Origin of the sequence: Streptomyces sp. NBC_00683, from assembly GCF_036226745.1 — a bacterium.
Taxonomy (GTDB): domain Bacteria; phylum Actinomycetota; class Actinomycetes; order Streptomycetales; family Streptomycetaceae; genus Streptomyces.
Map to the genome: position 1 here is coordinate 6,763,267 of NZ_CP109013.1, position 13,364 is coordinate 6,776,630.

Sequence of the window (13,364 nt, forward strand, 5' to 3'; positions counted from 1 at the left end):
ACTGAGACCTTGTGAACTAAGTGCATGGGTTGCATACTTGCCAGAAATACTTTCAGGTTCGCCCCTGTTGGGGTGAGTGTTCCTCGGAGGGTCATGGCTCCTTTCGACAGTCGGCTCGTGCAGACCGCCGTGATCGGCGGGCGCAACTCGGGAACGGCGATCATCCTGCCAGCGGACGCCGACGAGCTCGAATTCTGGCGTCGTCGTCACCCTCGGAACACCTACTGGTGCGGTAGTCAGCTCGGCGGCTGCGGCAGCGAGTTGTCAGACCGTTTGTACCGGGACAAGGTCTGTCACTTCGCTCATCGGCCGAACACCTCCTGCCATCGGACGGCGACCGGTGCGAGCAGTGCGGACCACCTCTTCATCAAGGAGGACCTCGCAGGTTGGGCCGGTCGGCAGAAATTGAAGGGGCGCGCAAGTCTCCGCAATCTCGGTACGGGACCGGGAGACGCTGTCGACTTCCGCGTCAGCGGGGGCCGGCAGCATCTGCGTTTCCAGTTCAGCAGGCTCTCCCACCAGGAATGGACTGGGACCTGTTCGCAATTGGCTCGCGAGGCGGCCTCTCTCGACTGGATCTTCGGGCCGGGCTCGGCGCACCACGAGACCATGGAGGCGATGTACGACCAGTACGGCTTTCTGCTTCGTTTCCGCTTCGAGACACTCGGGGCTGCACGATGCATCCGGATCAGGGCGGAAGAGCCTCGGAGCAGCACCGACTGGGTGCGGCTTGACGCCTGCGCGATGACACCGGAAGGGCTGAACGTGCCAGGCGCGGTAAGAAGGCGGACGCGCGCCCGCCCCCGGCCCTCCGCCGCGCCCGGCGGCGCCACGAAGAGTGCAGTTAAGAGGTCACGTGAGCAGGTGGTAGCAGCGCTGCGGGAAGCCCTCATCGCAGCCGCCCGTCTCAGGACCCGCCCCACGTGGGATGCTCTCTGCCGCTCGGCAGGAGCTGATCTGCAGGATCTCCCTGACTCAGACCGCCTCAGGATGCTCGTGGAGGTAGACACGCATGGCAGGAGCGAGCCCATGCTGTCGGCCCTGCTTCGTGCGGACGACGGGAACCCTCCGCCCTATGTTGCCGAAGTCGTGGCTGCGGTGGGTTGCGGTGTCCCGGCGTCCGCGACGGTGCTCAGGCACTGGTGCCAGCGTGAGGCCGACCGGGTATTCGCCGTGCACGGCGTGCCTTCCCGCACGGCACCCCTGCGTCTGCAACTCGCGTCGGACGGGACCGTAGGCCGACAGGGATCAGAGGTGGCGGAGCACCGCATGATCGTGCATGTCCAGGGCGGCCCGGTGCTTGGTGCCATTCCGCGGAGAGATGTCGATTTCGTGTCCGCCCTTCGCGGTGCGAGGCAGCGGGGCAGTGCCAGCCGTATCGGTGTACTCCTGAAGCGTGCCGACGAGGAGATCGACCGGGCCCCTCAGCACCGTCGTGCCGCTGTGGTGGAAGAGGTGAAGATCGCGCGGCGTTGGCTGGAGGCGCATCCAGTGAAGCGGGACGGCGGGCGTAAGACGAAGAAGGCGTCCAGGGGTGCATCGCAGCCGGCGGTAGGTAGAAAGGCTCAGCCGAAGCCAAAACGGAAGCCGAAGTCGACTCGGACAAAGAAGAAGAGGTCGAATTGATCTTCTCAGAGCCCGGCTTTTGTGCAGGTTTCACGAGCGCCTATCTGGCTGGTTAGCCACACCTGCCGGACATGACGCACTTGCTCTTTGGTGCCAAGCTCTGCGGTCACAGAATCTGCCTTCGGTAATCGGGCGTGTTGCTTCGGTTGTAAGGACCTTGAGGCTTCCACAATCCCGGCAGGGTGGCGCGCCGATTGCACTCTCGGGGGCCGACGGGGGGACCGAGCGATGACAGGACGCTTCGCTTCAGCCGAGGCCCGTCACGGAGCCGGAGCGAACACCATCCGAACGATCGCCGTCAGAATCAGAATGACAGGGATCGCGTACCACCAACGCCGAAGGCCCACCAATGCGACGAAGGCGGCCGTCACCGCGGCTGCCAGCAGCTCGGTCACCAGGGCGAAGACAGCCATCGCCCGCGCAGTGTCGGTGATTCCGGTGTCCCATGGCCCTTGGGGCTCGGCCAGCAGGGCGTTCAGTACGAAAAAGCCGCCGACGGTGTTCAGTACCAGCAAGAAGACGGCGCACAGAGCTGTCGCGACCACCCTCCCCGGGGACCTTCTCGTTTGACTCGTCGTGTTCTGCTCAGTCACCCAAGGCCTGCCTTGCTTCATCGATCTTGTAAGTGAAGCCGCGACCGTATGCCTGGGCGTCGCCTGTCTGCCAATACGGGCCGCCGTTGTACCGGGCGGCGAGTTCCTGGTACTGCGCGGGAGTCATCTGTTCGGCCGGCACATCGGCGAACGTACTCTCCGCTTTCAACTGGGCCAGATATTCGGACGCGATGTAGACGTTGGTCGCCGGATCCTGGGTAGCCCTCTCGACCTCGTCGCGCTGGACCTGTGTCATGTTCTCCGGGTCGTACCCGAGTACTTCCGCCGACCTGCGGATCTGGATCGCGATCGGGCCCATGGAGGTCTGGTCCGCTTCACCGGTGAGGCCGACCTTGTCCGCCACCCACTGGAATTCGGGCCACACCTCGTGTTGGTTCTGACGGTACTGGTCACTCACGTCGTCGAACCATTTCGGGTCACCTTGTACCTCTTGCCAGGCGATTCCCGCGATCATGTCAGCCGGCAGGCCGGTGTAGGCGGCGGCATCTCTGATGTGTTCGCGGTTGGTACGTATCCATTCCCTACGATCCGCGTCGGAGTTCGACAGCAGCCACTGGTTCTGGTCCATGGCGGCCGGCATGCCGTCGAGCCGGGTCCGGATGTCCTGGAGTTTGGGAGAGACCCGGTCGGTGCCGACGTTCGCGGGTATTCCGTCGACCTTAGGGCCTACCCCGGGCAGAGCCACATTGGGGTCGCGCCTCGACTCGCCGACCTCTAGGCGGAACGCCGGCATCCCCGCGAGCAGGATCGACGGGTCCGGTACATCTCCGCGGAAGTCAGGAATCGAACGGCGGGCCTTGTTCAGCTCGGCCACGCACGTCGACCGCGCCTCGCCCTCGATCCGCCGGGCGTCGTCGAAGGCGTGCTTGGCCGAGTTGTAGTGTCGCTCGGCCTCCTCCCTGATCTCGTCGACGTCCACGGTGATCTCCGCGAACCAGTCGAGCACGCCGGTCCTCTTACGGAGGTCCTCCCACTGCCGCATCGGCTCCGCCCGCTGTGCCGTCTCCGTGACCGGTTCGGCCACTCTCGACATGACCTTGGACAACTCGGCCTCGCTCGACTGCCCGCTTTCGAAACGCGTCTTGGCACGTTCGACGGCGTCGGCGTAGTCGACGAGCGCCGCCCAGGATTTACGGAAGGCAGCCGAGAGGGCGGTGGCAAGGCTTTCCGCTTCGCGCAGCCGCTTCTCGTAGAGGTCGTTGGCCTCGCTCACCCACTCGGTACGGGAGGCCTTGAGGAACGTGCTGTCGGTCGCGTCCAGTAGCTGATGGAGCCGACGGTACTCCTGCGCATTGCGTTCTATCAGAGCCGGATTGCAGAGTTCGAGGAACTCGACGTCGATGCGATAGGTCATCGTGCTCACCTGTCCTCGGGTGCCACGTAGCGTCCGGATGCGAGAATCCTGCGGATTTCCGCGTCAGTCGCGTGATCGGCATCCGCGTAGTTGCCACCGGCGGTCCTGAGCTTCGTGGAGAGAGCGGCCAGTAGCGACACGGTGTCCAGGAACTGGTCGTTGCTGAAGCGCGCAAATGAGTCGAGCGCCTCGGACACTTCGTGGTGGGTGCGTGGTACCCGGGCCGTGACGGTCAGCTCGCCGTCGGGACGACCTTGGTAGAGCAGTCCGGCAAGCTCTACCAGCAGGTTGGAGTTGCCATTGATGGAAGCGCCGCTGACCGCGTAACCGTCGTTGTGACCTGTCATGTTCCGTCCCCCGATTGGATCATGGTCACAGGATAGGGGAGGGTGTGTTCCGCCGTCGCACGGACGTGCCCCATACGGCCGGGAGTTGATCCGCTGCGTCCGGTGACCGCTTCGAGCGCCGACCCGATCCGGGCCGGGCCGCAATGCGCGCGCCCGGTCCGGATCGGCGGCGGTCAGGCGGTTTGAGGCGATCTGTTGGAGCCCACCTCGGCCGGTGCGACGCCGAAGATGTCCACGGCGTGGTAGTACGTCCAGGCCGTGGCGTTGCAGGACGTCAGTGTGGCGCCGGAGTAGCCGGCACACACGCGCTTGAGGTCCGAATAGAACGCGGAGTCGATGCGGGCTTTGTTGGCGGAGAAGGTGCCGGCTGCCTTGTAGTTCCGGTAGCCGAAGTCGTGGCGGGCGCACGCCGTTTGGAAGGGGAAGCCGAACGGGTTGTCGGGGGAGGTGCTGCAGTAGTCCGTCCCCCAGTCGAAGCCGTACGCGGCCCATGCGCCCTGGTTGTTGCGGGCGGCATTCCAGGCGTTGTAACTGGAGGCGCTCGTCTGGGTCCAGGAGCTGAGGACCTGGGGCTTGTCCGAAGGGGCAGCCGAAGCGGATGCGGCGGGTATCAGGGCGAGCGGGAGCGACAGGGCGACTGTGGCGAGCAAGGTGGCGAAGCGGCGACGCATGAGCAACCTCCATGGGATGAAAGGGAGTTGTGGTGGCCGTGCTTCTCGCGGGTCTCGCGAGCCGCTCCAGAATGACGCCATGTACCTGCCATGCCTAGCTCTTGCGCCATCTGGACGCCAAGAATTGGTGTGAGTGTCGGGGAGTGGTCGGGGGGCCGCCCGGTGGGGCTCGGCATTCCCGAACCGCCTGGGACTTGTGAACTGAGTCAACGAATGCAATGCTTGGGTGTCGGTAGGTCGTCGCGAAAGGCTGCCGCCCGGCCCGGATGTCGCCGTGTCGGACCGCTGGCACCGGGCCGTGAGCGGCGGGCAGGGGCCGCGGGGCGCAACCTGGTCGACCGTCAAAATGGTGTCGTGATGCATATGTTGACGGGTGTGGCTGCATGCCCGTAGCGGCGTTCCCCTGGGCGCTGCCAGGGAGGGACAGCAGATGAAGACCACCACACGCGACCAGGTCATCGCCGATGAGCAGAAGGCCGTGGACCGCGCGTACGACTGCTACGCCGAGCGACTCGCCGAGATGACCGGGACTTCAGCAGCCACAGCCGCTGCCAGCAACAAGGACGGCATCGCCAACCGCCTCGACGCGGAGGAGAAGGCGGCGGCATACGACGGACTTGGTGGCGAATCACTCGTCACCGCCCGTGTCGACGCGCCGGAGGAGCCAGGAGGTGCGCCCCTGCCCTGGTACGTCGGGCGACGGGCCGTCTCCGACATCCGGACCCGTGACACTGTCGTCGTGCTGTGGACCAGCCCGCTGGCGACGAAGTGGTTCGCGGCGCAGCCGCACGCGCCCGGCGACGTCGCCCTGCGGCGTCAACTGCGGTGTGTGCAGCGCGTCGTCGAGGACTACTTCGATGACATCGCTCCGGCTCTCCCCGTCCCCGATCCTGCCCTTCCCATGCTCCCGGCCGTGCCGACGCCTCGGCCGGCCGGGGACGATGCCGCCGTGCCGGAGACTGCCGTTGCCGGCGGAACAGGAGCGGAGTGGTCGGACATCGCCGCACGCGGAGGGCGCCCACCGGTCCGTACCCCCGCTGATGTCGTCCGGCTCCAGCGCCGCAAGCCCCTCCAGCCGGACGACTTCCTGCTCCGGGAGCTCCAGCGCTCCCGCAGCGGCCGCATGAGGGACATCGTCGAGACCATCCGCCGTGACCAGATGGACCTGGTCACCGGCTCCCCTTCGGACATCCTCGTTGTGCAGGGCGGGCCGGGCACGGGCAAGTCCGCCGTCGGTCTGCACCGTGTGACCTGGCTCGTCAACAATGACCACTTCAAGGCTCAGGACATCCTGGTCATCGGCCCGCACCAGCGCTTCCTCGACTACGTCGGCCAGGTCCTGCCCACCCTCGGAACCCGCGACGTCAACGCCGTACAGCTGTCCCGGTTGTGGGACGGCGAGGTGCTCGGCCCCGATACACCCCAGGCGCGGCTGGTGAAGTCCGACGAACGCATGTCGGCGGTCCTGCGGCGCCGCGTCGAGCACGAGTGCCGTCCGGAGGCCGTCGACGGCCTCCTCACCGCACCCTCCTTCGAGGGCGATGAGCCCGCCTTCACCATCACCGTCGGCAGTACGACTCTGCGCATTCCGCGCACGGAGGTTCACGCCCTCTTCGAGGAGGCGCGCGGCGGTGACGGGCCCCACCGTGAGCGCCGCGAGCGCTTCCGTAGCCTGCTCGTCGACCGCCTCCTGCGGGAACTCGCTGCTCTGGCCCCGCGTCGCGGAGCGGACGGGACGATCCGCCGCAGCCTGGAACGCAACCGCCAGGTGGAGCGCCTCCTCGACCGAGCGTGGCCCTCACCGGGCGCCCGCGAGGCTCTGCGCAGCCTCTACGACTCTGCCGACCTGCTGCGCGCCTGTGCCGACGGAATTCTCGACGAGGAGGAGCGGGCCGCGCTGCACCGGCCGCGGGCCGACAAGGCAGAGGACGATCCGTGGACCTTGGACGACCGTGTCTGTCTGGAGGAACTCCGTTACCTCGTCACGGGTGAGACGCCGCGGCGGTACGGCCACATTGTCGTCGACGAGGCCCAGGATCTGACCCCCATGCAGGCCCGCGCCCTGCGACGCCGCGTCGCCAGGGGCGGCTCGATGACCGTACTCGGCGATCTTGCCCAGGCCACCGGCCCGTACCCGTACCCGGGATGGGACCGCCTCGGCGCGCTCCTGTCCGACCACGGTGACTGGCGCATCGAAGAGCTGACCACCAGTTATCGCGTACCCGCTGAGATCATGGAGTTCGTCGCTCCGCTGGCTCGCACGGTCGCCCCCTCGCTGCCCTACCCGCGTGCAGTGCGCGAGGCCGGCGCGGAGGCCGTACGCACGATCGCCACCGAGCCGTGGAAGCTGCTCGGCGATACCGTCACCCAGGCCGTCCGCCTCGTCGGCAGCAGCGACGGGCGCAGCCTTCGTTCCGTCGCCGTCATCGTTCCCGACGACTCAGGATGGCTCGACGAGATCGCCCGCCATCTGGACGCGGCCGACGGCATCACGGAACACGAACGTGAGGCGGTGTCCGTGCTGGCCGCCACCCAGGCCAAGGGCATGGAGTACGACCATGTCCTCGTCGTGGAGCCCGCCACCATCGCCGACCGCGGCCCGGCCGGGCTGCGCCAGCTCTACATCGCGCTGACCCGCAGTACCCAGAGCCTGACCGTTCTGCACACCTCCCCCCTGCCGGACGCCCTGACGGGCACCGCCGGGATCACGCAGGAACTGCTCCCCGGGACAGAACTCGGCTCCGGCACCGGCGCCGCACCGGTGGAAGCAGACATCCCGGAGATCGGTACCGACATCCGGGTCCGGGTCATCGGCCATACCACCGGCGGCAACTACAAGGTCGAGGCGATCTCCCCCGCCACGGGCCGCCCGCTTCTCATGGCCGTGCGCCACGGCTCCACGCCTCCCGTCCATGGGGCGGAGCTGGACGCCTGGGTACTCCGTCATGCTTCCAGCGTCAGTTTCGTCACCGTTGACGAACGTGGCCGTCGGCCCATCTCGTCCACCATGGCCCGGCGTTACGCGGACGCGCTCGCAGTTGTCGAGGACCTGGCCGGCGGGAACGTCCCCGAGGATTTCCGTGCCCGGCTGTCGGAGCTCAAGGGCATGGCCAACCGCTGCCTGCGTCTGGACCAGCACGACTGGCTGGATGTCTGGCATGTCCTCGGCTCCCCGGACAGGACCCGACTGAACCTGCTGCGGGACCTGGCGGCTAACGCCACCCGCGCGTCCTCCTCCGGCGTACCGGACCTGGACCGGTTTCGGGCCGAATTGGAGCGCAGTGGCCTGGCCGAGGACCTGGCGGAGGCACGGCGGACTATCGAACGCCGCATCGGTGGCGCGGCCGTCCCGGTGGCGGAGAACGAGAAGGACGGCACGGACTCCACGCAACCGTCCGAGACACCCAAGGCACCTGAGCAGTCCGAGCCGAAAGCAGAAGAACTTATGACCACCCCCACGGACGCCCCCACCGCACCGGCACATGTGGAACAGCCCTCGGGCCTCCTCGGCGTCCTCGCGGTCTCGGCCGCAAAGGACCGCACCTGCAAGACCCATGAGGCGGTGCGCTTCGAACTCAAGGCGGCCCTTCTGCGCGCGGGCCGGGAGCTGGAGCCCGAACACCCGGTCGTCGACGTCAACTGCGTCACGGAGACCGGCCACGTGCTCTTCGAGGTGCTCGGAGTCGGCCTCAACATGTACGCAGACCTCCGCTCGGGAGCGGCACGCCTCCGCGAGATCAACCACATTCTGGCCATGCCGGCCGACCACCTCTGCCTCGTCCTGTCCGGGCCGCCGGCCGAGGACTGGTCGGCCGCCACCGTCCACGACGTATTCGGCGTCGACGTCCTGTGGCGCACGTCGCAGCAGACGTGGGCCGGTCAGGGCGCCGACATCGCGCTGGGGGCGGAGCACTCATAGCGCGCTCCTGCTGCCCACCACCGTTGTCCGAGGTGACTGACAGACTCGCGATCATGTTCACGGGGATCGATGACGTCGACTGGGCGTCCATGGGCCATGCGTACGGCGATGCTTCCGATGTGCCGGATTTGCTGCGAGGGCTGGCGTCCTCCGACGCGGCCGAGCGGGAGATCGCACTCGACGGCATGCACGGCGCCGTGCACCACCAAGGGGACGTGTACGACAGCACCGTCGCGTGCATCCCCTTCCTGTTCGAACTGGTCGGGACAGCAGGCCTGCCGGGACGCGGCGAGATCGTCGACCTGCTGCGCAGTATCGAGGGGGACGGCCGGGACCCGGAGGAGATGGACTTCTGGTCCGACGACGAGGACGAGTACGCGGCCTGGGCCGGGATGCTCGCCGAGGCGGAGTCGCAGGTGCGGGCGCGCAGCGGTGTGCTCCTGGAGCTCCTCGACGACGCCTGCGAGGGGCTGAGGTGTGCGTTGCCGGGCGCGCTGGTGCAGTTGCACGAGGAGCCGGAGACGGTTCTGGCAGCGCTGCGCCGAAGGCTCGCTGAGGAGCGGGATCCGGGGGTCTTGCGGGCGTTGGCCGCAGCGCTGGGAGAACTGGGCGTCCGCGAAGCCAAGTTCGCGGAGCGTGCCGGTGAGACTCTGGCCGGCCTCCTCGCCCGGAGGAACGGTCCGGGCGATGCCGGGCTGCGACTGTCCGCCCTCCTGCAGCTGGCGCGGTGCGCGCCCGGTCGGCTCCCGGAACGGTCAGTGGATATCGCCACCGGTGTGATGCGGGAGGCACGCGACGCGCAGGAGGACGAATCGGCGGGCGAGATCAAGGGCGCCGCCCCACAGACACCGACGATGATTTCCTATCTGCGCCGGCTCAAGGCGTCCCAGCGCACCACGGCCAAGGCCTCCTGGGCGACCGAACTGCTCGCGGACCTGCACCGTGCCCTGGACGACCGAGTCGTCGAACGCTTCGCGCTGTTGGAGGACCAGCTGCGCAGCCCTGACTGGGGCCAGCGGCGTGAGGCGATCGACATGGGTGGTCTGTTGCTGACGGGATGGCGGGGCCCGCACGAGGAGCCCGTGCGGCTTCTGGGCGAGCAGATCCGCGAAGCCGATCACCGCATCGTCCGGTGGGCGGCATCGGAACTCAGACACCTATACGCCCTCGGCAGGCCGGCGGCCGACGCACTGGCCGAACGGGCGGCGGCCGGGCCGGACTTCCCACCCCAGGCCCGGTGGAACGAAACCTCCTACGGGGCCGTGCTGAGCGCGCTCGCCGCACAGGGAGACGCGCGGGCCGTGCCGGGGCTCGTGGGAGTGCTGCGGTTCGGACACGTGCCGGAGGACCTGGGTGACTGGATCGACCGCATGGGCGAGGGTCCTGCCGCGGCGCTGGCGCCGGTGCTGGACGGAAGACTGCGCGCGGTGGATCCCGTGAACCGTTCCTGGGGCGCCGAGTACCTGCTGAAGGCCGCGGTTGCCGTCGGATCGGCCGAGGCGCCGAGCACGGTCCTCCGGATCCTGCGGACTGCGGAGGGGCGGGCCGTCCCGGCAAGGGGCGCCGCGTTGCGCGCCCTGGCACGGCTCGGCCCGACGGTAGCCCGCGAGGCACTCCCGGAGCTGCGGTCACTGGCGCGGAACGGTGCGCCGCACCACAGCGTCGACGCGGCAGCAGCACTGTGGCCGGTCGGGGGCGAGGAGAAAACCGTCCTCCCCGCACTCAGGACAGCGCTCACAGCGAAGGACTGGTCGCCGCGGCATGACGCGCTGCGAGTGGTCGCCGACATGGGAGCGAGGGCTGCCGTACTGCTGCCCGAACTGCGTGCGCTCGCGGCGTCACCGGAGAGGAACGTCGGCTGGGTCGCGGGCACCCTCGCGGTGGCACTGTGGGAGGCGAGCCGTGACGTGGAGGAGTCCATGCCCGTCCTGCTGCACGCGTGGTCCGCGCACATCGACAACCGGCCTGACGTAGCCCGGGTATGGGCGGGCATGGGTTCCGCGGCCACTCCTGCGGTCCCCGTGCTCCGCCAAGAGCTCGTTGCCGCACGCCGCCACAACAACACAGGCGGCAGAGGGCGTATGCGCTACCGCTGCGCCGACGACGAACTGCTGTTGCGGCACGCTCGCGCCGTGTTCAAGGTGTGCGGCGGGTAGGGCATCTCAAGGGTGACAGCACCCGAACGGAGTGGTCGGCCCCGGTCGTGAGGAGACGGCCCGTGTACGCCGGGGTGGCGTAGCCCGCCCGGCGTACACGGATCTCACGTCTCACACCCTCCGGGCCAGGTCCAGGGCTGCCGTGTGGATGAACCAGTCCAGTGCCTCGCAGATCGCCTCGCTGTGCTTGGCGAAGACAGCGAGCGGGAACGAGGGACGCAGCTCCAGCTTGGCCTCGGAGAGGTCGATGCCGTCGATCTTGTTGAGTCGCTGCAGCAGCTCGCGTCGCTGTTCTGTGTCATCGAACGGGGCACGGTCCTTGAGGTACTGGAAGACGACCTCGACCGTTCCGCTGACCGGGTAGAGGCCGAGCGGCCAGATCAGGTGGGGGTGAGTGCTCGTACCGGCGTCGAGCATGGGGAAGCAGCTCGTCTCCTCGTGGCGCCCGTAAGTGAGATAGCCGCCTTGGTGACGCCAGAAGTCGAGGGTCGTAGTCACTCCGGCCGAGGCCTCCGGCCAGTGCTCCTGCAACTGGCTGCGGAAACGCCCGGCCGCCTCGGTGTTCTCGCCGTCCGGCAGAGGATCGTGCGCGGTCTGCTGGGTGACGTCCTTGCCCAGCAGCGTCGCCAGTTCGGCGGCTGTCAGGCGCTGGGACGTGTGGGCGCGGCCGTAACGGTCGAATCGGATGCCCTCGCTTTCGAGCACGTCCTGGGGCGGCAGCCGGTCGCTGCCTTCTGCCCAGCGGAATCCGGCCGAGACTTTGCCCTCGGAACTCAGCACGCGATAGGCGCCGATCACCGTGGGATTGGCCGACAGATAGGCCCCGACAGGTACCGGATGGCTGCCGATGAGCTCGGCGACATCGCCGTACGCCGTCCACGTTCCGCTGGGCATCGCGACCAGTGCCGCCCGCAGCTCCGTCCAGCTCGACGACTCCTCACCGACTGAACGGAATCCGCCGATCGGGCCGGGCCACAGCTCCACGGCACGCTCCCAGAGGTGGTCGGCGCGGGCCATGATCTCCGCCTTGCCCCAGCGCTTCGACGAGGCGATCTCCTGATTCATCCGCAGCGCGCTGGCGTCGAGGATCTGCTGCTTGCGCTGGAAGGGGTGGTTGGAGAGTTTGGAGTTGTCGCCTGTCAGGGTCAGGTTGCCGAGGGTATGGACCAGCAGGTCGTGCAGCTCCTGAGGAGACTGGCCCTCCTCCGTCTCGTCGGAGAGAAGGTCGAACCACGCCTGCGCCGGCCGCTGGGGGAGGACATGCTCGACCGTGAGTGACGCTTTGGCGAAGTCGACTGGCTCGGTGGGGGAGTAGCTCTCCTCCAGGCGGCGCAGGATGTAACTGCGCTGCAGGGGGCGTCCGCCCCAGTAGAAGGGCTTGCTGCGGACCGCTGCCCGCAGCTCTTCGTCGCTCGGCCACCGGCGGCGCTTCCCCGACAGGAAGCGCCGGACCGCCTCGGCCGCGGGACGGTCGGTCTCCAGGTCTTTCGGAGCTTCCATGAAGATGCGGTTGATCCCGGCCGTCGGTGTCTGGCAGATGAGGCGCCTGGCCAGATAGGACTCGACGTATCGCAGGGCTTCCGCCGCGTCCTCCGGGGTCGTGGCGCCCGAGTCGACGAGGTCCAGCAAATGCAGAGCCAGGGGGTAGTGCGTCTGCCCGCCCCACGCGACCAGGCGTTCCAGGGCTGAGCGCAGGGGCGTCGACCGCTCGCGGGTGGGGTCGACGATGCGGAGGAATCGCTGGGCGCGCTCCGACAGTTGGGCGATCTCGTGCTGCAGTGCCTTCTCGTCACCCGCGAGCGGCTGCAACCGCTTCTGCTGTTCGCGGTAGATCTCGCTCTGTTTCGTCTTGTAGTGACCGCGTACGACCAGGTCGAGCCAGACCAACAGCTCCAGGTTCTTGGGGCCGAGGCTCTGCTGCATGGGCAGCCACAGCTCCTGGTAGACCCGCTCGCCGCGCTGGGGCAGCAGCATGAAGACATAGTTGCGCAGCAAGTCGCTCTGGCTGAGGCCGACACCGGTGTTGTTGATCGACTCGAAGATCCGGTACACGTTGTCGCCCGGCTCAGCGGTGATCTCCACGATTGACAGCAGGCCCTTGAGGACGTTCTCCACCGCCTCCAGCCAGCACTTCGAGTCCGCCGCCGTCACCCGCCCCTCGGATAGGGCTCCGAGGAAGAACCGGTAGGCGAAGCCGATGTTGCCGCCGCCACCTGCCTGAGGGGCAGATCCGACGCACTCGGTGAACGCCTGGCGGTCCGCCTGGGTGGGCAGCAGCCGGTAGTGGTTCAGGGCCTCCTGGTACTCGTTGACAAGGATCTGGCGGTGCACCCGCTCGGCGCCCCGGGGGTCGCCCGAGTCCCTGAGCTGATCGCGGAGCGCGGTGAATGCCAGCATCAGCGTGGTGAGACGCTGCTGGCCATCCACGACCAGCCACTTCTGCACTCCGCCGGCCTGGATCTGTCCCGGCGCGAGAACGACGGAGCCAAGGAAGTGCGGTGCCGCAGCCTCACCCGCCCGGTGCTGCTCTACGAGCTCGCTCACGTCCTCCCAGAGCCGCAGAAGCTGATCCCGGCCCCAGCTGTATGTCCGCTGGTAGAGCGGGACCTGGAACTGCTTCTCCCCCTGGATAAGGTTGAGAAAGGTGATCTCCTGCGCGCGCATGCGCATCCTTTCC

Annotated in this window: 8 protein-coding genes; 3 read left to right on the forward strand and 5 right to left on the reverse strand. The window is 67.8% G+C overall.

All coding sequences use genetic code 11. The features are described from left to right. Positions 1 to 117 precede the first annotated feature (117 nt). The gene (locus OG257_RS30185; RefSeq protein ID WP_329212653.1) at positions 118 to 1,626 is read left to right on the forward strand and encodes a competence protein CoiA family protein; all 1,509 of its coding nucleotides are present in this window, start codon (positions 118 to 120) and stop codon (positions 1,624 to 1,626) included. Between the two features lie 260 nt (positions 1,627 to 1,886). Here the strand turns inward: OG257_RS30185 and OG257_RS30190 are convergent, their stop codons facing one another. The 4 genes from OG257_RS30190 to OG257_RS30205 all read right to left on the reverse strand — a co-directional run bounded on the left by OG257_RS30190 (position 1,887) and on the right by OG257_RS30205 (position 4,612). Continuing rightward, entirely contained in the window at positions 1,887 to 2,171 is a 285-nt protein-coding gene (locus tag OG257_RS30190; protein ID WP_329212654.1) for a hypothetical protein, read from the reverse strand. Positions 2,172 to 2,211: 40 nt separating this feature from the next. Beyond that, the gene (locus OG257_RS30195; RefSeq protein ID WP_329212655.1) at positions 2,212 to 3,594 is read right to left on the reverse strand and encodes a hypothetical protein; all 1,383 of its coding nucleotides are present in this window, start codon (positions 3,592 to 3,594) and stop codon (positions 2,212 to 2,214) included. Positions 3,595 to 3,599: 5 nt separating this feature from the next. After that, positions 3,600 to 3,941 (reverse strand): hypothetical protein, encoded by a 342-nt coding sequence (locus tag OG257_RS30200; protein WP_329212656.1) that lies wholly within the window; start codon positions 3,939 to 3,941, stop codon positions 3,600 to 3,602. Positions 3,942 to 4,114: 173 nt separating this feature from the next. Further along, positions 4,115 to 4,612, reverse strand: coding sequence for a phospholipase (locus OG257_RS30205; RefSeq protein WP_329212657.1), 498 nt, complete (start codon positions 4,610 to 4,612; stop codon positions 4,115 to 4,117). Between the two features lie 430 nt (positions 4,613 to 5,042). Here OG257_RS30205 and OG257_RS30210 point away from each other — a divergent pair, with 430 nt between their 5' ends. Together OG257_RS30210 and OG257_RS30215 are read left to right on the forward strand one after the other, a co-directional pair. Next, complete coding sequence (locus OG257_RS30210) at positions 5,043 to 8,531, forward strand: HelD family protein (RefSeq protein WP_329212658.1); 3,489 nt, start codon at positions 5,043 to 5,045, stop codon at positions 8,529 to 8,531. 32 nt (positions 8,532 to 8,563) lie between these two features. Continuing rightward, the gene (locus OG257_RS30215) at positions 8,564 to 10,687 is read left to right on the forward strand and encodes a hypothetical protein (RefSeq protein WP_329212659.1); all 2,124 of its coding nucleotides are present in this window, start codon (positions 8,564 to 8,566) and stop codon (positions 10,685 to 10,687) included. 111 nt (positions 10,688 to 10,798) lie between these two features. On the opposite strand, the gene OG257_RS30220 is transcribed toward OG257_RS30215, so the two are convergent. Continuing rightward, a complete protein-coding gene (locus OG257_RS30220; RefSeq protein WP_329212660.1) occupies positions 10,799 to 13,351 on the reverse strand; it encodes a GmrSD restriction endonuclease domain-containing protein in 2,553 nt (850 codons plus the stop codon). Positions 13,352 to 13,364: the final 13 nt, after the last annotated feature.

What these genes read in the sequence shown, in the direction of transcription:
- OG257_RS30220 (WP_329212660.1), bottom strand. Translation starts at nt 13,351, where the DNA reads ATGCGCGCGCAGGAGATCACCTTTCTCAACCTTATCCAGGGGGAGAAG.
- OG257_RS30205 (WP_329212657.1), bottom strand. Translation starts at nt 4,612, where the DNA reads ATGCGTCGCCGCTTCGCCACCTTGCTCGCCACAGTCGCCCTGTCGCTC.
- OG257_RS30210 (WP_329212658.1), top strand. Translation starts at nt 5,043, where the DNA reads ATGAAGACCACCACACGCGACCAGGTCATCGCCGATGAGCAGAAGGCC.
- OG257_RS30195 (WP_329212655.1), bottom strand. Translation starts at nt 3,594, where the DNA reads ATGACCTATCGCATCGACGTCGAGTTCCTCGAACTCTGCAATCCGGCT.
- OG257_RS30200 (WP_329212656.1), bottom strand. Translation starts at nt 3,941, where the DNA reads ATGACAGGTCACAACGACGGTTACGCGGTCAGCGGCGCTTCCATCAAT.